The organism is Sutcliffiella horikoshii (assembly GCF_044809035.1).
GTDB classification, from domain to species: Bacteria; Bacillota; Bacilli; order Bacillales; family Bacillaceae_I; genus Sutcliffiella_A; species Sutcliffiella_A horikoshii_G.
The window spans coordinates 1,842,747-1,863,105 of record NZ_CP085237.1; the positions used below are offsets into that span (position 1 = coordinate 1,842,747).

The window sequence follows — 20,359 nt, forward strand, 5'->3', positions numbered from 1 at the left end:
TTGGGGAAATGGAGTTAAAAAGATGGAAAAGAAGTCGATAAAAGACATAGAAAGATTGCTAGTTGGAATTGAGAGGGAAAATGACCCATTTCTATTATCTATCAGAGCTGACGAGCGAAAAGGTGTTCAGACGCTTTTGAAAAGGTGGGAAAAGAAGAGGTTGGAAACTCAGCAGCTTCTCGAACAGTTTGAAGAGATGAAAAAACATGAGCGTCCTCTTTGGAATAGAGGGTGCCGGTATATTGCGGGCATCGATGAAGTGGGACGTGGACCTCTTGCAGGTCCTGTGGTAGCGGCTGCTGTCATTCTCCCCGAGGATTTCCTTCTGCCTGGACTGACTGACTCCAAGAAGCTCAGTGCGCAGAAACGGGAACACTTTTTCCGTTATGTTAAAGAGCATGCCATCAGTTACGGAATAGGGATAATTGATTCAAGGGAAATAGATCAAGTCAATATCTACGAAGCGACAAAGCTTGCGATGATGCAAGCGGTGAAGAACCTCCAGCATACACCTGAGCATCTGTTGATTGATGCGATGAAGTTGGATCTAGACATAGAGCAAACATCCATCATTAAAGGAGATGCAACAAGCATATCCATTGCTGCCGCGTCTGTATTGGCCAAGGAGACAAGGGATGCATATATGAAGAACCTTGCCCGGGAATTTCCGTATTATGGGTTTGATAAAAATATGGGGTACGGCACGCAAGAGCACCTTCTTGCTTTGCAGGAAAAAGGGATAACCCGAGAACATCGTCAATCATTCTCTCCGGTAAAGGAAATGGTTGACTGATTAAAGGAGATAGCAATGAATATCTGGCAAATAATCCAGCATAAAGTTCCTGCTTTAACTCAGTATATGACTTCTCCCGACAAGACACGCATATCAGTCGAAAAAAACAGTAATGATGGTGTGCCCCCTGTAGCCCAACCAAGGGCGATGTCTGCACCCGCTCAAACGACACAGGAGCACATCCATCATGAAAAGCTGCAAATGATGATTGCAGGTTTATCGGACAAGGAAACAACTTTACAGACACTTGTAAAAGTGGAAGAGAGTCTTAAAAAGATAGTACAACCAACTCCAGACCAGGTAAAGCTCCTGGAAGTTATCCAAAAAATGCAAGAACCAACAACACTTCATACAAAAGTGGAGGCACTGCAATTTATCAGGCAGGCCGTGTCCTTGTTAGGTCTAGATTTTGAAAAAGGGTTGAGTGACTTGTTTCGCCATGGGCAGCCTCTTTCTGAGGGGAAATTGGAACAGGTGAAGCCTTTATTGATGAGCTATTTGCAACAGGCGGAATCTATGGAAGAGAAAGCCGTCATTTCACAGCTCATTTCTAAATTAACAGGCTTTCAGTTACTTACAAGAGAAGAAGGAAATCTGCATCATGTTTTTTTACCGCTACCGATCAACTTGGAGAATGAAAGTAAAGAATGGTATGTACATATAAGTTCGAAGAAAAAGAATGAATCTCTTGACCCCGAATATTGCCGCATTGTCCTATTGCTTGATCTTCCGATATTTTCATCGGTCATGGTAGATGTTCTTGTTCAAGGGAAAGTGGTCAATATATCTTTTCATCACACCTATCCGGCTCTTGAGGGACTCGTGCAAAAAAGCGCTCCTCTACTCAAGGACAAACTTTCCGATAAAGGCTACACGTTAAGTAAGTTGAAAACGGATTGGAAAAAAGCTGATAAAGCCTCCGACATGGCAACGGACTTTCTAAGGACGATTTTATCCCCGTCACAAGAAGGGATGGACATCCGAATATGAAAAAAGACATCATCAATCGAAAAAAAGCAGTTGCGATTAAGTATGAACAGAATAAAAGTGTGGCACCTGTCGTGCAGGCAAAGGGAGCGGGGATAATTGCGGAAAACATTCTCGAGGAAGCCAAAAAACATAATATTCCCATACAGGAAGATCAGGCATTACTAGAAATTTTAATGGAATTAGAATTGAATGAAACCATCCCAGAAGAACTATATGAGGTGGTGGCGGAGGTCTTGGCGTATGTATACAATCTTCATAAAGAAGAAAAAAGAATGTGAAAAACACCACGTGAAGGTTTTTTAACATAATGAAAATAGATTGAATAATCTGTAAAATTAAGTATCAATTTGCGAAATGGCTTCTTTTTTTCGACATAATAGGATGTCAATCTATTAATTTTTTGAAAATAGTATAATATTTTTGCAGAAAGGTAGACATTTGATGCCTCATTTAATAAAATGAAAGCGCAGTCTATTTTTTAAATAATGTTCTGTTATACATAAGATTGGAGGATGGGAAATGAATATCCATGAATATCAAGGAAAAGAGATCCTCAGAAAATACGGGGTAGCTGTTCCAAACGGCCGTGTAGCATTCACTGTTGAAGAAGCAGTAGAAGCTGCGAAAGAATTAGGAACAGACGTTTGTGTTGTGAAAGCGCAGATCCATGCTGGTGGGCGTGGTAAAGCGGGTGGAGTTAAAGTTGCTAAAAACCTGGATGAAGTTCGTGAGTATGCGGGTGAAATCTTAGGGAAAACATTAATTACACACCAAACGGGTCCAGAAGGTAAAGAAGTTAAACGCTTACTTATCGAAGAAGGTTGCGACATTAAAAAAGAATACTATATCGGTCTTGTATTAGATCGTGCTACTTCCCGTGTCGTATTAATGGCATCTGAAGAAGGCGGGACTGAAATTGAAGAAGTGGCAGAACAAACGCCAGAGAAAATCTTCAAAGAAGTGGTAGATCCTGTTGTCGGTTTAACAGGCTTCCAAGCTCGTCGTATTGCATTTAACATCAACATCCCGAAAGAATTGGTAGGACAAGCGGTTAAATTCATGATGAGCCTTTACACTGCTTTTGTGGAAAAGGACTGCTCTATTGCAGAAATCAATCCATTAGTCGTAACAGGTGATGCGAAGGTAATGGCGCTGGATGCAAAGCTTAACTTTGATCCCAATGCTTTGTACCGTCATAAGGACATTGTCGAATACCGTGACCTGGAAGAAGAAGATGCAAAAGAAATCGAAGCTTCCAAATATGATCTAAGCTACATTTCACTTGATGGAAACATCGGATGTATGGTAAATGGTGCCGGACTAGCGATGGCAACGATGGATATTATCAAACATTATGGTGGAGACCCTGCTAACTTCCTGGACGTTGGGGGCGGAGCAACTGCTGAGAAAGTAACAGAAGCTTTCAAAATTATCCTTTCTGATGATAATGTAAAAGGTATTTTCGTTAACATTTTCGGTGGAATCATGAAGTGTGACATCATTGCTACAGGTGTTGTGGAAGCTGCGAAACAAGTAGGATTGGAAGTTCCTCTAGTAGTACGTTTGGAAGGTACGAACGTAGACTTAGGAAAGCAAATCTTACGTGAGTCAGGCTTAAATATCGTTGCAGCAGAATCCATGGCTGATGGTGCACAAAAAATCGTAGCGCAAGTAGGATAAGAAAGGCAGGGGACATTCATGAGTGTATTCATTAATAAAGATACAAAAGTAATCGTACAAGGTATTACTGGTTCCACGGCGTTGTTCCATACAAAGCAAATGCTTGAGTATGGCACACAAATCGTTGGTGGTGTTACACCAGGTAAAGGCGGCACTGAGGTTGAAGGCGTACCTGTATTCCATACAGTAGAAGAAGCTGTCAAAGCTACTGGTGCAAATGCTTCTGTCATTTATGTACCAGCTCCTTTTGCTGCAGATGCAATCATGGAAGCGGTAGATGCAGAGCTTGACTTGGCTATTTGTATTACAGAGCATATTCCTGTACTTGATATGGTAAAAGTGAAGCGTTATATGGAAGGGAAAAAGACTCGTCTTGTTGGTCCTAACTGCCCTGGCGTTATCACTCCAGATGAGTGCAAAATCGGTATCATGCCTGGATATATTCACACTAAAGGCCATGTAGGGGTTGTCTCCCGTTCTGGTACATTAACGTACGAAGCGGTTCACCAATTATCTCAAGAGGGTATCGGTCAATCTACAGCAGTAGGTATCGGCGGAGACCCGGTTAACGGTACAGATTTCATTGATGTATTAAAGGCATTCAATGAAGATGAAGATACTTATGCGGTTATCATGATCGGTGAGATCGGCGGAACAGCGGAAGAAGAAGCTGCTCTTTGGGTAAAAGAGAACATGACTAAACCTGTTGTGGGCTTCATCGGCGGCCGTACTGCACCTCCTGGTAAGCGTATGGGTCATGCTGGCGCAATCATCTCTGGCGGTAAAGGTACAGCTGATGAGAAGATCCGTGTAATGAACGAGTGTGGAATTGAAGTAGCGGATACTCCATCCGTTATGGGTGAAACACTTATTAAAGTGATCAAGGAACAAGGCATTTACGATAAATGTAAAACTCACTAATAAATCTTCGGAAAAGGGATAGTCTTGTTGGGCTATCCCCATTTCCGATTCTAATGAAAGAGGTGTATTGCTTATATGCAAATAATGAAAAGTAGATTGATAACACTGCATCATTGTCCATCTCTTACCTTGAAGTCACTATGGGGCATTTTAAGGAAAGATCCCACCCTAGAACACCTTTACGCCATGAACGCTTCTGAAATCGCTTCGTTTTTCAACACTCCACAAAAGCAAGCCTACTCCATCTACCACTACATCAGGAACAATAACATCTCACAGCTACTTTCTATTTATAAAGAACAAAGCATTCACCCTATAACCGTCTTCGACAATGACTATCCTGCCTTGTTAAAGGAAATTTATGACCCGCCGGTGGTACTTTATACAAAAGGCAATAAGCAACTTCTAAAAACCAGGATGCTTGGAATAGTCGGGGCTAGATCAATGTCGCCTTACGGAAGTCACTCCCTGACCAAGTTAATTCCCCCGCTACTGAAAGAAGGCTTAACCATTGTAAGCGGGTTAGCAAAAGGAGTGGATATCTATGCACATCAATTAACAATGGAAAGGGGAGGGAACACCATTGCTGTCTTAGGAAGCGGATTATTTCAAATTTACCCGAAAGAACACCAGTCTATAGCAGAGAATATTGCCTCCCATCATCTACTCCTCTCAGAATATCCTCCGTATACGCCTCCAACAAGATGGTATTTTCCGCAAAGAAATCGTATTATCAGCGGTTTAAGTGAAGGAGTAGTTATTATAGAAGCGAAAGAGAAAAGCGGGTCCCTCATTACTGCAGATCAAGCAATGGAACAAGGAAGAGAGGTGTTTGCCGTTCCAGGTTCCATCCTCTCAGAAACATCCAAAGGCACAAATGTGCTTATCCAACAAGGTGCGAAGCTAGTCATAAGTCATGATGATATTTTAGAAGAATTGATGAGCCCAGAGTGGATAAAAGTGTAGAAATAGTGAAAGAGATTACAATTAAGTGACAAAAAATTAACGGTTTTTGAGAGAATTTTCGTTTTTCACTTTACAAATCAATATATGTCTATATTATTATAGGGTACAATGGTATTGAAAATTGTACCCTTTTCTCTATGCAGGAAAGTCTGTTTCTATAAGAAAAGTTTGCAAGAGCAAGTATATAAAGAAGATTCTGTGTCTACATATAATACATAAGGTAAACTTGCGTGTTTAACGGGGATAATACTAGGAAAATACATAAAATACGAAAATCCTCTGTTTGACAAACGGTTACATAATATTTGATAATGGTGAAGATTTATATTAATAGATAATACAAAAATTAAAAATAGAAGCTAAAAACTTTGAGAAAACTCATCATCTTATTGTTTTTTCTAAGAATTTACCCTCTTGAGGAGGATTATTGAATGTCAGATTACTTAGTAATAGTGGAATCACCAGCGAAAGCAAAAACAATCGAACGATATTTAGGAAAAAAATATAAAGTGAAAGCTTCCATGGGACATGTCAGAGATCTGCCTAAAAGTCAGATGGGTGTAAATGTTGATCATGAGTTTGAGCCGAAATATATAACCATCAGAGGGAAAGGTCCCGTCTTGAAGGAATTGAAAACCGCTGCAAAGAAAGCAAAAAAAATCTTTCTCGCGGCTGACCCGGATCGTGAAGGGGAAGCGATCGCATGGCATCTTGCACATAGCCTTGATATTGATGTTACGTCTGATTGTCGGGTTGTTTTTAATGAAATAACAAAAGATGCAATTAAAGAATCATTTAAACATCCAAGGCCAATCAATCTTGATGTTGTCGATGCACAACAGGCAAGAAGAATCTTGGACCGACTTGTAGGCTATAATATCAGCCCTTTATTATGGAAGAAAGTGAAAAAGGGATTGAGTGCAGGACGCGTACAATCTGTCGCTGTTCGATTGGTCATTGAACGTGAACAAGAGATAAATGCATTTGAACCGGAAGAGTACTGGTCCATAAAAAGCAGCTTCCTTACAGGAAAATCAAAAGAATTTGAAGCAAGCTTTTATGGCGTCGACGGAAAGAAGACAGAGCTGAAGTCTGAAGAGGATGTGAATGAGGTCCTCGGCAGGCTTGAGGGTAACTCTTTTGAAATTAAAAGTGTGACTAAAAAGGAACGTAAACGGAATCCGGCGCTTCCTTTCATCACCTCTTCTTTGCAACAAGAAGCTGCGCGTAAACTTAATTTCCGTGCAAAGAAAACAATGATGATGGCACAGCAGCTTTACGAAGGGATCGAACTTGGTAAAGAGGGAACGGTCGGTCTTATCACATATATGCGTACGGATTCGACGCGTATTTCAGAAACAGCTAAAAAAGAAGCTGTGGAATACATCGAAAACACATACGGTAAACAATTTGTTTCTAATGAAGAAAGAAAAGAACCAAAAAAGAGCAATGCACAGGATGCCCATGAAGCAATTCGTCCAACTTCAACCATAAAGGATCCGCAATCCATCAAAGAGTACTTATCTAGAGATCAGTTCCGTTTGTACAAATTGATATGGGAGCGTTTTGTAGCAAGTCAAATGGCTCCGGCAATTTTGGATACTGTCAGTGTGGATTTATCGCAAAATGATGTCCAATTCCGCGCAACTGGATCCACGGTCAAGTTCGCCGGGTTCATGAAAGTGTATGTGGAAGGCAATGATGACCAGCCGGAAGAGAAAGAAAACCTGCTGCCCCCTTTAGAGAAAGGCGACACCGTATTCTCCAAGGATATCGAGCAAAAACAACATTTCACACAGCCTCCTCCAAGGTATACAGAGGCAAGGCTGGTACGTACTTTAGAAGAGTTGGGAATAGGCAGACCGTCCACATACGCACCTACATTGGATACTATCCAGAAAAGGGGCTATGTAGCACTTGATAATAAACGATTTGTTCCTACTGAACTTGGTCAGATTGTCATCCAATTGATCTTGGAATTCTTTCCGGAAATTATCAATGTCGAGTTCACAGCGGACCTGGAAACAAATCTGGATAATGTGGAAGACGGTAAAGTGAATTGGGTTAACATCATTGATGGCTTTTATCATGAATTTGCCAAACGTCTGGAAAAAGCGGAAGCAGAAATGCAGGAAATTGAAATAAAAGATGAGCCTGCAGGTGAGGATTGCGAACTCTGCGGACACGAAATGGTCTTTAAAATGGGAAGGTACGGAAAATTCATGGCTTGCTCCAATTTTCCTGAGTGCCGCAATACTAAACCTATCGTCAAAGATATCGGCGTGCCTTGTCCTAAATGTGAGAAAGGAAACATCGTAGAAAGAAAAAGTAAAAAGAAAAGAATTTTCTATGGCTGTGATCAATACCCAACCTGTGAATTCCTGTCTTGGGATAAGCCTATTGCTAGGAAATGTCCAAAGTGTGAATCCTTACTTGTCGAGAAGAAACTTAAAAAGGGTGTACAGGTACAGTGCGTAGAGTGTGATTATAAAGAAGAACCGCAAGGATAAGCTTTATGATAACGGATAGGGGACTGACACTTAAGTGGTTGGGTCAGGCCTTTTTCCTTTGTATTAAAATAGTCAGTTCATTAGCAATGATTTTACAATGTTTTTGGAGGTATCAGTTATGACAAACACAGTAGTTAACGTTATCGGGGCGGGTCTTGCCGGCAGTGAAGCGGCATGGCAGCTTGCAAATAGAGGAATTCAGGTTCATTTATATGAAATGCGTCCAGTCAAACAAACCCCTGCACACCACACAGATAAATTTGCAGAGCTTGTTTGCTCCAACTCTCTGCGTGCCAACAACTTGACCAATGCAGTCGGAGTGCTTAAAGAGGAGATGAGGATGCTTGACTCGGTCATTATCCGTTCAGCAGATGACTGTGCTGTTCCTGCAGGCGGTGCCCTTGCAGTGGACAGGCATGAATTTGCTGCTAAGGTGACGGAAAGAGTTAAAGAACATCCTAATGTTACTGTATTTAATGAAGAAATGGAACAGATCCCAGACGGTCCGACCATCATTGCTACAGGCCCATTGACATCCAAAGCTCTTTCAGACCAACTTCGTTCCTTAACTGGGGAAGAATATCTATATTTCTATGATGCTGCAGCTCCCATCATTGAAAAAGACAGCATCAATATGGATATTGTGTATCTTAAATCACGCTATGATAAAGGGGAAGCTGCCTACTTGAATTGTCCGATGACAGAAGAGCAGTTCGATCGTTTCTATGACGCTTTGGTGGAAGCGGAAACCGTTCCATTGAAGGAATTTGAAAAGGAAATCTTCTTTGAAGGTTGCATGCCAATAGAAGTGATGGCAAACCGCGGAAAGAAAACAATGCTGTTTGGTCCTTTAAAACCTGTTGGGTTGGAAGATCCTAAAACGGATAAACGTCCATATGCTGTCGTGCAACTGCGTCAAGACGATGCAGCTGGTACTTTGTATAACATTGTTGGTTTTCAGACACATTTAAAATGGGGACCACAGAAAGATGTGATTCGTCTGATCCCTGGTTTAGAGAACGCGGAGATCGTCCGTTACGGTGTCATGCACCGCAACACGTTCATCAATTCTCCTAACCTTTTGAAACCAACCTATCAATTTAAAGCAAGAGAAGATCTATTCTTTGCAGGTCAAATGACCGGAGTGGAAGGATATGTGGAGTCTGCAGCTTCAGGGCTGATTGCAGGGATGAATGCAGCCCGACTGGTACTTGGAGAGGAACCACTGGTCTTCCCTAAAGAAACGGCAATTGGAAGTATGGCGCATTACATCACATCTACTAATGCAAAGAACTTCCAACCGATGAACGCAAACTTTGGGCTTTTCCCTGAGCTTCCGAAAAAGATCAAAAACAAACAAGAGCGTAATGAAGCACATGCTAGGAGAGCGTTGGAAACAATTCAGAATTTTGTAAAAAATTAATCAAATTAATTGCAAGGGCTACTAAATTGTGATAATATTTAGTAGCCCTTGTGAGGTGATAAGTATGCAAAATGTTAACGTTCCGTTAATTTCTTTTCTAGAATATTTACAAATTGAAAAAAATTACTCAAAATATACTATTGTATTTTATCAGAAGGATATTGAAGATTTTTTTGATTTTATGAAAGAGGAAGCCATTTCAAGCATCAATGAAGTCACTCATACAGAAGCACGTATGTATTTAACCAGGCTGCACCAGAAGAAATATGCACGAAAATCGGTTGCAAGAAAAACATCAAGTTTGCGTAGCTTCTATAAGTTTCTTCTCAGAGAGGAAAAGGTAGAGCGAAATCCTTTTACTAGCGTTTCCCTGCCAAAACAGGAAAAACGGCTGCCGCAGTTTCTCTATAGTGAAGAGCTTGATAAGCTGTTTGCTGTATCAAATCTTGCTACACCGCTTGGGCAAAGGAATCAAGCGCTGCTTGAATTGCTATATGCCACCGGTATACGAATCAGTGAATGTTGCCATATACAACTTCAGGATATCGATTTTCAAGTTGGTACCATCCTTGTCACCGGAAAAGGGAATAAACAGCGTTATATCCCCTTCGGAAGTTTCGCACAAGATGCAATGAAGACCTATTTGGAGGACGGCCGCAAATCACTTCTTGAAAAACAGAAATCACCAAACCCTACCAAGCATCTTTTTCTTAATTTCCGTGGCGGTTCCCTTACCCCGCGCGGTGTAAGACTAATCCTTAATGACATGGTACAACAGGCATGTTCCACCTTACATATTAGTCCGCATATGCTCAGGCACACTTTTGCAACGCATATGTTAAATGAAGGAGCAGACCTTCGTGTTGTACAAGAATTGCTCGGTCATGCCAGTTTATCATCCACTCAGATCTATACACATGTGTCGAAAGAACATTTACAAAAGACGTATAATCAATTTCATCCTCGTGCATGAGGAACGAATGGAGGATCTTTTCATGTCAACATTTCATGCTACCACGATATTTGCAGTCCAGCATAATGGACAATGCGCAATGTCTGGTGACGGTCAGGTTACATTTGGAAACGCGGTTGTCATGAAGCATACAGCACGAAAGGTGCGTAAGCTTTTCAACGGACGGATCCTTGCAGGGTTTGCAGGGTCTGTGGCAGATGCTTTTACCTTGTTCGAAATGTTCGAGGCGAAGCTTGAGGAATATAACGGCAATATCCAGCGCTCGGCAGTTGAGCTTGCCAAAGAATGGCGAAGTGATAAGGTGTTGAGAAAGTTGGAAGCGATGTTGATTGTAATGGATGAGTCTAGCATGTTGTTAGTTTCCGGGACGGGGGAAGTCATTGAACCTGATGACGGTATTCTTGCAATAGGTTCAGGCGGCAACTATGCACTTTCTGCAGGGCGTGCCTTAAAAAGATATGCAGGAGAGCATATGACAGCACGTGAGATAGCAAAAGCCTCCTTGGAAACAGCAGGAGAAATTTGTGTGTATACAAACGACAATATCATTGTAGAAGAACTATAGAAAAGGCGGTTGTGGACATGAGTACAAAATTGACCCCTAGGCAAATAGTAGAGATGCTCGATCAATATATTGTAGGCCAAACGAATGCCAAAAAAGCGGTTGCGGTTGCTCTTAGGAACAGATACAGAAGAAGTCTGCTCAAAGGCAGCCTTCGTGATGAAGTGGTACCAAAGAACATATTGATGATCGGACCGACTGGTGTCGGAAAGACAGAAATAGCCCGCAGAATTGCCAAACTTGTTGGTGCACCGTTTATTAAAGTGGAAGCAACAAAGTTCACAGAAGTCGGCTATGTGGGCCGTGATGTAGAATCGATGGTACGCGATCTGGTGGAAACATCCGTCCGTCTTGTGAAAGAAGAGAAGATGGCGAGTGTTAAAGAGAAAGCCTTGGAAAATGCAAACAAACGATTGGTAGAACTCCTTGTTCCCGGCAAACAAAAAAACGCGGCATATAAAAATCCGCTTGAAATGTTCTTTGGAGGCAATGCTAACTCCAATGACACAGATGAGCAAGAGAAACAAGAAGAAGTCTCCATCAAAGAACAACGAAGAAGAATGGCCCATCAACTTTCTCTAGGAGAACTAGAAGACCGTTATGTGACGGTGGAAGTGGAAGAACAGCAAGGCTCTATGTTTGACATGCTGCAAGGCTCGGGTATGGAACAGATGGGCATGAATATGCAAGATGCCCTAAGTAATCTTATGCCGAAGAAAAAGAAGAAAAGAAAGCTTACTGTCCGTGAAGCAAGACCGGTTCTTACACATGAAGAAGCGCAAAAGCTTATTGATATGGATGAAGTGACTCAAGAAGCCGTTAATCGAGCAGAGCAGAGTGGAATCATTTTCATTGATGAAATAGATAAAATTGCCAAAAAGAACAGTGGTTCTTCGGCAGACGTATCCCGAGAAGGAGTACAGCGTGATATCCTTCCTATCGTGGAAGGGTCTACGGTCGTAACCAAATACGGACAAGTAAAGACAGATCACGTACTTTTCATTTCTGCAGGTGCTTTTCATATTGCCAAGCCATCTGATCTCATTCCCGAATTGCAAGGTCGCTTTCCAATCCGTGTGGAATTGACCAAACTTTCCATTGAGGACTTTGTGAGAATCTTAGTGGAGCCTGATAACGCATTACTTAAACAATATACGGCATTATTGGAAACAGAAGGTATAAAAGTCGAATTTTCTGACGATGCTATTCGTAAACTAGCTGAAGTGGCGTTTCAAGTGAATCAGGATACCGATAATATCGGTGCCCGTCGCCTGCACACCATCCTTGAGAAACTGTTAGAGGATCTGTCATTTGAAGCTCCTGACATCAATCTCGAGAAAATCATTATCACACCGAAATATGTGGATGAAAAATTAGGAAATATAGTAAAAAATAAAGATTTAAGCCAATTTATCTTATAGAAGTAGATTTTAGGAGGAAATAAAAAATGCCATTATTACAAAAAACAAGAACCATCAATGCTATGCTGCAAAGAGCAGCAGGCAAGCCAGTTAACTTTAAAGAAATGTCGGAAACGCTTTGCAACGTTATCGAAGCAAATGTTTTCGTATTATCCCGTCGTGGAAAGCTATTAGGCTATTCCATTAACCAACAGATTGAAAACGAGCGTATGATCAAGATGCTCGAAGACCGTCAATTCCCTGAAGAGTATACAAAGAACCTGTTCAATATCTCTGAAACATCTTCTAACCTAGATGTGGACAGTGAATATACTGCGTTCCCTGTAGAGAATAAGGAATTATTCAAATCAGGTTTAACTACTATCGTACCAATCATTGGTGGAGGGGAGCGTTTAGGTACTCTTATTCTTGCTCGTCTTCAAGCGCCATTTTCTGACGATGATTTGATCTTGGCTGAATACGGTGCGACAGTTGTAGGCATGGAGATTCTTCGTGAGAAAGCAGAAGAGATTGAAGAAGAAGCTAGAAGCAAAGCTGTTGTGCAAATGGCAATCAGCTCCCTTTCTTACAGTGAGCTTGAAGCAATAGAGCATATCTTTGAAGAGCTTGATGGAAAAGAAGGTCTATTAGTAGCAAGTAAAATTGCGGACAGAGTGGGAATTACTCGTTCTGTCATCGTAAATGCGCTTAGAAAATTAGAAAGTGCCGGTGTTATCGAATCTCGTTCATTGGGAATGAAAGGTACTTATATTAAAGTACTGAATGATAAGTTTTTAATGGAGCTTGCTAAACTAAAATCACATTAATCGTAATTATATAAAAGGGTCTGACTCTTATCTGCAATACGCAGAAGAGTCAGACCCTTTTTATTATAAATAACTATGGTTTTCCTATCGTGAAATAGTAATGGGTCTAAATACCTAAAAGTGAAAAATAAGCCAAATTAACGATTTATTTTAACAATTGACACATAGACATATCGGTTACCTTAATTTACAATATACTTAAATACATATTTCGACAAAAATATATAATTCGTTACAAAAGATTTGTATATGGGGGTACTAATGAAGATTTTTTCGACATCAATCCAAGCATTGGAAAAAGGTATTCAGTATTCAGGTGCGAAGCATAAAGCTATTTCGCATAATATTGCAAACGTAGATACACCAAATTTCAAACGCAAAGAGATAAGGGCTAACTTTGGAGAAACCTTCCAAAAGGCGCTTGAAGCAAATAAGACAGATAGCAGACATAGAGAATTTACAAGCAGTTCCAATATAGCCTTTAAGATGGATTCTACATCATATTCTTACTCACATAACGGCAACAATGTCGACATAGATAAAGAAATGTCAGACTTGGCTGAAAATCAAATATATTATTACACTTTAATCGACCAAATGAGTGGGAAATTCCAATCGATTCAAAATGTGATTAAAGGAGGGAGAGCATAATGTCTATGTTTAAAAGCATGAACATCTCTGCCTCCGCCCTTACCGCCCAGAGGCTAAGAATGGATGTAATCTCCTCAAATATGGCAAATGTCGACTCAACCCGAGGAGAGTACCGAAACGGACAATGGGAGCCCTACAGAAGGAAACTTGTAGAGACTGCTCCAAAGGAAAGCAGTTTCCAATCCTATTTACAAAAAGCAACTGGAACAGGTAATGGATTCGGAAGCGGAGTAAAAATAACAAGAATTAAAGAGGATGATGCACCCTTCCGTATTTTGTACGACCCTGAGCATCCGGATGCAAACGAAGAAGGGTATGTTCAGCTGCCGAACGTGGATCCTTTAAAAGAGATGGTTGACCTTATGAGCGCATCGAGGTCATATGAAGCCAATGTAACGGTATTTAATGCGTCTAAAGGAATCATGATGAAAACGTTGGAACTAGGTAAATAAGTGGAGGTTTTATAGTTGATTAATAAAGTAGCAAATTCTAATCAGATGTTTCAGAATCTAAACAGTGTTCAGAAAACCAGTGGCGATGTGCATCAACAATTTTCTACCTATCTAAAGGATGCATTGAATGAAGTGAACAACTCTCAGGTTGCTTCTAATCAAATTACGACAAAACTTGTTAATAATGAGGGAGTAGAACTTCACGATGTACTGATTGCTCAGCAAAAGGCAAGCGTGGCTATGTCCCTGACGATGGAAGTAAGGAACAAAGGCGTAGAAGCATATCAGGAAATCATGAGAATGCAAGTGTAAGATAGTAAAAAGTTGGTTAAAAAATTTTACTCCATAAAACAAAAATGTACATAAAAAAATTTTGTCACCGAATGTGATTTTGATCTTACAGATAGAAAAATAAATGCGGTTATTCACTGCATAACTTTGCTGCAAGATAATAACCGGGGGAATTGACGTAATGAAAGAGAGATTACAAGAGATAAAGAATAAAACATTTTCCTTTTGGACCAATAGAACAAAAGCGCAAAAGACAGCAATAATCAGTACGGTTATCGTTTCCTTTTTTGCGATAATTGCGATGGTATATTTCCTGAATAAGACAGATATGGCACCTCTTTATAAAGATTTGACAGTTGCGGAAACAGGTCAAATTAAAGAAGTGTTAGATGGAAGAGGGATCCAATCACAAATAACCAATAATGGTACCGCTATCTTGGTACCTCAACCGGCTGTAGATTCACTTAAAGTGGAATTGGCAGCAGAAGGCCTTCCTAAGAGTGGAAGTATCGATTATGGGTTTTTTGGAGAAAGATCAGGATTTGGAATGACAGATAATGAATTTCGGATTATGAAGCTAGATGCGATGCAAACAGAATTAGCAAATTTGGTTAAAAGCATCGAAGGAGTTAAAGATGCACAAGTCATGCTCAGTCTTCCGGAAGAAGGCGTTTTTGTCAGGGAAGCGACACAAGAGGCATCTGCCTCCATTGTCATAGAAAATGAACCAGGATATCAGTTTGATCAAAGTAATGTTAATGCACTATATCATCTAGTGTCCAAAAGTATTCCTAACTTATCTCCTGATAACATTGTCATCATGAACCAAAACTTTGAGTATTTCGATTTAAATAATAATCAAAGTTCTGGGAGTACCTTAAATGCATCCACACAATTGGAGTTAAAGAAGGAAATAGAAAGAGATATACAGAGACAAGTCCAGCAAATGCTAGGAATGATGATGGGATATAACAAAGTAGTAGTTTCTGTGACAACTGACATAGATTTCACTCAGGAAGCAAGAGAAGAAAACCGGGTAACCCCAGTTGATCCTGAAAACATGGAAGGAATTGCGGTAAGCGTTGAACGTATAACGGAAAGCTATACGGGCAGTGAAGAGGGTGCAGGTGGAACACCGGGTACTGGCGAAGCAGATATTCCTGCCTATGTTGCCGGCGGTGGAGCCGGTAGTGGTGATTACGAAAAAATGGAAGAAAGAATTAATAATGAAGTGAATAGAATTCGATCTGAAATTGTAGAAAGTCCTTATAAAGTAAGAGATTTGGGAATACAAGTGATGGTCGAACCTCCGGTAGCTGATGATCCGTTATCGATGCAAGAAAATACGATTGATGATATTAGGCAAATATTAAGCACCATCGTCCGTACGACCATCGATAAAAATATGTTAGGAGAAGATCCAGAACTGGCTAACATTGATGAGAAAATCGTTGTATCTGTTCAGCGATTCAATGGGAAAGTGGAAATGGAAGAATCCGCAGAATCCGTCATCCCAACTTGGATATTTATTGTTGCAGGTATACTCTTGGCTGTCATTCTCTTGTTGTTGTTCCTGTTGTTCAAACGTAATAGATCAGAGGAAGAGGAAGAAGAGATGGTATTGGAAGAGGAAACTGTCCAATTCCAAGTACCGGATATAAATAATGAAAAAGAGTCTGAAAGCTCAGCCCGCAGAAAGCAACTAGAAAAAATGGCAAGAGAAAAACCGGACGAATTTGCAAAACTTTTACGTTCATGGTTGTCGGAATAGAAGGAAAGGGAGACGAATAATGGCAAAAGCAAACCAAGTAAAACCGTATACAAATAAGCAAAAGGCAGCCATCTTATTGATCTCGCTTGGTCCGGATGTTTCGGCTTCTGTATACAAGCATCTAACAGAAGAAGAGATTGAGAAATTAACGCTTGAAATTAGCGGAGTCCGGACTGTTGATTCTCACATCAAAGAGGATGTTCTTGAAGAGTTTCACCAAATTGCCCTTGCTCAAGACTATATTTCTCAAGGTGGAATTGGTTACGCCAAAACCGTCCTAGAGAAAGCTCTGGGTAAAGATCAGGCAACAGCAATCATCACAAGGCTTACCTCATCCTTGCAAGTGAAGCCCTTTGACTTTGCAAGAAAAGCGGATGCTTCTCAAATTTTAAATTTTATTCAAAACGAACATCCGCAAACAATCGCACTTGTATTATCTTACTTGGAACCGACTAAGTCCGGTCAAATATTGTCGGAGTTACCACAAGAATTACAAGCTGATATTGCAAAAAGAATCGCGGTCATGGACAGTACCTCACCTGAGATCATTAATGAGGTGGAGCAGATCCTCGAACGCAAACTATCTACTACCGTTACTCGTGATTATACAAACACAGGCGGAATTGATTCGGTTGTGGAAGTCTTAAATCAGGTTGACAGAAGTACAGAGAGAACTATCCTGGATTCTTTAGAAATTCAAGACCCGGAACTGGCAGAAGAAATCAAGAAACGTATGTTTGTATTCGAAGATATCGTCACCCTTGATAATATGGCCATTCAGCGAGTAATTCGTGATGTAGAAAATGAAGACATGATGCTTGCGCTGAAGGTTGCCAGCGAAGAGGTAAAAGAAATTGTATTCAAAAATATGTCTAAACGTATGGTAGAGACCATGAAAGATGACATGGAATACATGGGCCCTGTTCGATTGAAGGATGTAGAAGAATCCCAATCTAGAATTGTAGGAATCATTAGAAAGCTTGAAGAAGCAGGGGAAATTGTCATTGCTCGCGGCGGAGGAGATGACATCATTGTCTAAGTTGATCAAATCCTTTTCTTTAAAAGAAGGTAATACAGAAAGTGTTTCGATAAAAGTGGCTCCCATATTAGGGAAAAAGCATTCAGAAGCAAAAGCGGATACAGTTCTCGGCCACAGTATAGAATCGATCAATCAGGCGATAGATAAAGCAAACCGAGAGGCAGCCAATATATTGAAACAGGCTTCTCTTAAAATACAAGAAGCGGAAAAGGCGATTGAGGATAATAAAAAGGCATGGGAACTTGAGAAAGAGTCATGGATGCAAAAAGCATATGATGATGGCCTTGAACAAGGATATCAAGCAGGTATTAAACAGGCGCAATCATTATATGAAGAGCGGCTTCATGAGGCAGACCAAATTATAGAGCTTGCTAAGATGGAATATCACGAAAAACTTGATAGTTCAATGGAATCCATCGTCATGCTCAGTATAAAAGTGGCAGAAAAGATTATTGGATCTTCCTTGGATGCAGACCCTTCTACTTTCACAAAGTTGGTTCAGAACGCAATTAAAGAGGTTAAAGAAAAAGAGGAAATAAAGATTTATGTAAGTCCTAACCAATACCCTTCTCTTTTGATGAATAAACAACAATTGCAAAATATTATTAATGCTCAATACGAACTTATCATCTATCCTGAAGCGGAATTGCCAGACGATGGGTGCTGGATAGATTCAACTGCAGGGCGAATGGAAGTCTCCGTTGAAACGCAACTGAGTGAAATAAAAAACCATTTGTTGCAATTAGTAAGAGTGGAGTCGTAATAATGGTGACAATCGAGGATCTGCTTCATGAAATAGATGTGATGAACCCATACAGACGCTACGGAAAAGTAAAAAGAGTAATCGGTCTCATGATTGAGTCAAAAGGGCCTGAGAGCTCCATTGGGGATGTATGCAATATCATCATCCATAAAAAGAAAAAAAGGATTGTCCAGGCAGAGGTTGTCGGTTTCAGGGATGACCACGTCATATTAATGCCTTTCACAGATATTCAGGATATTGGACCAGGATGCATGGTGGAGGCAACAAATAACCCTTTAGAAATAAGAATCGGTGAAGAGTTGAGGGGCAAGGTGCTCGATGCTATGGGAAAACCGCTAAACCCAAATGAGGAATTACCGGTTGGTCTAGGTAAATATCCTACAGACCAAGCTCCACCGAATCCTATGACGAGACCGTCGATAACAGAAGAGTTGGAAGTGGGAGTCAAAGTCATTGACGGGTTGCTGACAGTCGGGAAGGGTCAAAGGGTGGGGATTTTTGCAGGTAGTGGTGTAGGGAAAAGTACATTGCTTGGCATGATTGCGAAAAATACTCATGCAGATATTAATGTAATTGCCCTTATCGGGGAACGTGGCAGAGAAGTTCGCGACTTCTTGGAACGGGACCTTGGTCCTGAAGGGTTAAAGAGATCCATCGTCATAGTTGCTACATCCGATCAACCAGCTCTTATGCGCATAAAAGGAGCATACACAGCAACCGCTATTTCCGAATACTTCCGTGATATGGGGTATAACGTCATGTTGATGATGGACTCTGTCACAAGGGTGGCGATGGCGCAGCGGGAAGTTGGCTTGGCTGTTGGAGAACCGCCGACCACTAAAGGCTATACTCCTAGTGTATTCTCCATGCTACCGAAGTTATTGGAAAGAACCGGCACGAACCAATTTGGGTCTATCACTGCATTCTACACAGTTCTTGTAGATGGAGATGATATGAATGAACCAATCGCTGATACTGTCCGGGGGATATTGGATGGACATTTTGTGCTAGACAGGGAGCTAGCCAACAAAGGGCAATACCCAGCAATTAACGTCCTTAAAAGTGTAAGCCGTGTAATGAATCATATTGTGGATAAGGACCATAAAAGAGCAGCAGAATCCATGCGAGAAAAACTTTCAAAATATTACCAAGCTGAAGATCTTATCAACATAGGGGCATATAAGCGAGGAAGCTCCAGAGAAATTGATGAAGCGATTCAAGCCTACCCGGCGATAATAAACTACTTGAAACAAGAAGTTGACGACGGCTGGAAGTTTACTGATACAAAAAGAGAACTAACGAACCTAATGAAGTAGGTGGAATGCATGACCGTAAGAAGAGGTCGTCTGGAGAAACTGTTGGTGGTGAAAAAAGCCGAAAAGGATCAAGCGAGTTCAGAGTATCAAAGTGCAATGTCTCAGTTTGAGACGGAAGGCCAAGCGTTATACGAGTTGTTAAAGAAAAAAGAGCAATTAGATGAAACGTTGCAAGTTAAACTGGAAAAGGGAATTCCTATTGAAGCACTGAAACAGCAACAATTTTTCATGGGAAACTTGGAAAAAAACTTGCTTTACCAACAGAAAAAAGTAAGCCATGCCAGAGCGTTCATGAATTTGAAAGAAGAAAAGCTTAAAGAACAATCTGTAGAATGTAAAAAATATGAAGTGTTGGATGACAAAGAAAAACTTTATTGGAAGCAAAATGATCTTAAAGTGGAGGCAACATTTATAGACGAACTCTCCATTCTTCAATATTCGCAACACACGAATAGGTGAAAAAATATGAAAAAAGAAAAACAAACAGAAGAAGTAGAAGAAAAATATACGTTCTTGCAAAAGCTTTTGTACTTGTTTATCATTCCACTTCTTTTTACGCTAGTCATCGTGCTTGGCTATCTTACATATGAGGGAAGAAATATATTTGAAGTTGCCCAATCCTTCCTTCCCTCTAACAAGGAAGTGGCTGTAACAGAAGAAAAGAAAGAGGAAGAGGAAGACACATCTTCTCCATCAAGTTCTTCTCAAGATGTCATTCTTTTAGAAAGGCAGATTAGTGATAAGGAAAGAGAAATTACAAAGCTGGTTGCAAAACTCGACGAAGCTAACAGCAGAATAGAAGACTTAGAGAAACAGCAACAAGAGGTAAGGGCATCAACGAAAGAATTAGCGAAACTGTATGAAGGAATGTCTACGAAAAAGGCTGCTCAAATCATCATGGAATTGGAGCAAGAGATGGCACTACTCCTCTTAAATGAATTAAGCACCTCCAAAACTTCCTCTATTTTAGGACAAATGGAACCGGAACAGGCAGCAAGGTTCACGGAACTACTAGCCGATGATGAATAGGT

21 protein-coding genes are annotated in these 20,359 nt (G+C 40.6%); all 21 read left to right on the forward strand.

All coding sequences use genetic code 11. The annotated features are described in order from the left end of the window. The first annotated feature begins 22 nt into the window (after positions 1–22). The 21 genes from LG307_RS09610 to LG307_RS09710 all read left to right on the forward strand — a co-directional run bounded on the left by LG307_RS09610 (position 23) and on the right by LG307_RS09710 (position 20,357). Positions 23–793, forward strand: coding sequence for a ribonuclease HII (locus LG307_RS09610; RefSeq protein WP_404450051.1), 771 nt, complete (start codon positions 23–25; stop codon positions 791–793). A gap of 15 nt (positions 794–808) precedes the next feature. Then, complete coding sequence (locus tag LG307_RS09615; protein WP_404450052.1) at positions 809–1,783, forward strand: hypothetical protein; 975 nt, start codon at positions 809–811, stop codon at positions 1,781–1,783. Beyond that, positions 1,780–2,061: an EscU/YscU/HrcU family type III secretion system export apparatus switch protein gene (locus LG307_RS09620; RefSeq protein WP_404450053.1), complete on the forward strand. Its 282-nt coding sequence runs from the start codon at positions 1,780–1,782 to the stop codon at positions 2,059–2,061. The genes LG307_RS09615 and LG307_RS09620 overlap by 4 nt, the downstream gene beginning before the upstream one ends. Positions 2,062–2,302: 241 nt before the next feature. Beyond that, complete coding sequence (gene sucC, locus LG307_RS09625) at positions 2,303–3,463, forward strand: ADP-forming succinate--CoA ligase subunit beta (protein ID WP_404450054.1); 1,161 nt, start codon at positions 2,303–2,305, stop codon at positions 3,461–3,463. Positions 3,464–3,481: 18 nt separating this feature from the next. Beyond that, positions 3,482–4,384, forward strand: a complete 903-nt coding sequence (gene sucD, locus LG307_RS09630) for a succinate--CoA ligase subunit alpha (RefSeq protein ID WP_404450055.1) — start codon at positions 3,482–3,484, stop codon at positions 4,382–4,384. A gap of 75 nt (positions 4,385–4,459) precedes the next feature. Then, positions 4,460–5,350 carry a DNA-processing protein DprA gene (gene dprA, locus LG307_RS09635; protein WP_404450056.1) on the forward strand — a complete coding sequence of 297 codons (891 nt, stop codon included), beginning with the start codon at positions 4,460–4,462 and terminating at the stop codon, positions 5,348–5,350. A gap of 431 nt (positions 5,351–5,781) precedes the next feature. After that, positions 5,782–7,860 carry a type I DNA topoisomerase gene (gene topA / locus LG307_RS09640; RefSeq protein WP_404450057.1) on the forward strand — a complete coding sequence of 693 codons (2,079 nt, stop codon included), beginning with the start codon at positions 5,782–5,784 and terminating at the stop codon, positions 7,858–7,860. A 118-nt stretch (positions 7,861–7,978) separates the two neighbouring features. After that, on the forward strand, positions 7,979–9,283 hold the full coding sequence (gene trmFO / locus LG307_RS09645) for an FADH(2)-oxidizing methylenetetrahydrofolate--tRNA-(uracil(54)-C(5))-methyltransferase TrmFO (protein ID WP_404450058.1): 1,305 nt from the start codon (positions 7,979–7,981) through the stop codon (positions 9,281–9,283). Between the two features lie 64 nt (positions 9,284–9,347). Next, complete coding sequence (gene xerC, locus LG307_RS09650) at positions 9,348–10,256, forward strand: tyrosine recombinase XerC (RefSeq protein WP_404450059.1); 909 nt, start codon at positions 9,348–9,350, stop codon at positions 10,254–10,256. 22 nt (positions 10,257–10,278) lie between these two features. Next, entirely contained in the window at positions 10,279–10,821 is a 543-nt protein-coding gene (gene hslV / locus LG307_RS09655) for an ATP-dependent protease subunit HslV (RefSeq protein WP_404450060.1), read from the forward strand. Positions 10,822–10,838: 17 nt separating this feature from the next. After that, a complete protein-coding gene (gene hslU / locus LG307_RS09660; protein WP_404450061.1) occupies positions 10,839–12,239 on the forward strand; it encodes an HslU--HslV peptidase ATPase subunit in 1,401 nt (466 codons plus the stop codon). 26 nt (positions 12,240–12,265) lie between these two features. Further along, a complete protein-coding gene (gene codY, locus LG307_RS09665; protein WP_404450062.1) occupies positions 12,266–13,045 on the forward strand; it encodes a GTP-sensing pleiotropic transcriptional regulator CodY in 780 nt (259 codons plus the stop codon). A 261-nt stretch (positions 13,046–13,306) separates the two neighbouring features. Continuing rightward, positions 13,307–13,696, forward strand: coding sequence for a flagellar basal body rod protein FlgB (flgB, locus tag LG307_RS09670; protein ID WP_404450063.1), 390 nt, complete (start codon positions 13,307–13,309; stop codon positions 13,694–13,696). Continuing rightward, positions 13,696–14,148, forward strand: a complete 453-nt coding sequence (gene flgC, locus LG307_RS09675; RefSeq protein ID WP_404450064.1) for a flagellar basal body rod protein FlgC — start codon at positions 13,696–13,698, stop codon at positions 14,146–14,148. Before flgB ends, flgC begins: the two co-directional genes overlap by 1 nt. 15 nt (positions 14,149–14,163) lie before the next feature. Next, positions 14,164–14,460: a flagellar hook-basal body complex protein FliE gene (gene fliE, locus LG307_RS09680; RefSeq protein WP_404450065.1), complete on the forward strand. Its 297-nt coding sequence runs from the start codon at positions 14,164–14,166 to the stop codon at positions 14,458–14,460. Between the two features lie 160 nt (positions 14,461–14,620). Next, the gene (gene fliF / locus LG307_RS09685) at positions 14,621–16,210 is read left to right on the forward strand and encodes a flagellar basal-body MS-ring/collar protein FliF (protein ID WP_404450066.1); all 1,590 of its coding nucleotides are present in this window, start codon (positions 14,621–14,623) and stop codon (positions 16,208–16,210) included. Between the two features lie 19 nt (positions 16,211–16,229). Further along, the gene (fliG, locus tag LG307_RS09690; RefSeq protein WP_404450067.1) at positions 16,230–17,249 is read left to right on the forward strand and encodes a flagellar motor switch protein FliG; all 1,020 of its coding nucleotides are present in this window, start codon (positions 16,230–16,232) and stop codon (positions 17,247–17,249) included. Continuing rightward, on the forward strand, positions 17,242–18,012 hold the full coding sequence (fliH, locus tag LG307_RS09695; protein ID WP_404450069.1) for a flagellar assembly protein FliH: 771 nt from the start codon (positions 17,242–17,244) through the stop codon (positions 18,010–18,012). The genes fliG and fliH overlap by 8 nt, the downstream gene beginning before the upstream one ends. 2 nt (positions 18,013–18,014) lie before the next feature. Then, the gene (fliI, locus tag LG307_RS09700) at positions 18,015–19,328 is read left to right on the forward strand and encodes a flagellar protein export ATPase FliI (RefSeq protein WP_404450070.1); all 1,314 of its coding nucleotides are present in this window, start codon (positions 18,015–18,017) and stop codon (positions 19,326–19,328) included. A 9-nt stretch (positions 19,329–19,337) separates the two neighbouring features. Further along, positions 19,338–19,787: a flagellar export protein FliJ gene (gene fliJ / locus LG307_RS09705; RefSeq protein WP_404450071.1), complete on the forward strand. Its 450-nt coding sequence runs from the start codon at positions 19,338–19,340 to the stop codon at positions 19,785–19,787. Between the two features lie 6 nt (positions 19,788–19,793). Next, positions 19,794–20,357: a MotE family protein gene (locus tag LG307_RS09710; RefSeq protein ID WP_404450072.1), complete on the forward strand. Its 564-nt coding sequence runs from the start codon at positions 19,794–19,796 to the stop codon at positions 20,355–20,357. Positions 20,358–20,359: the final 2 nt, after the last annotated feature.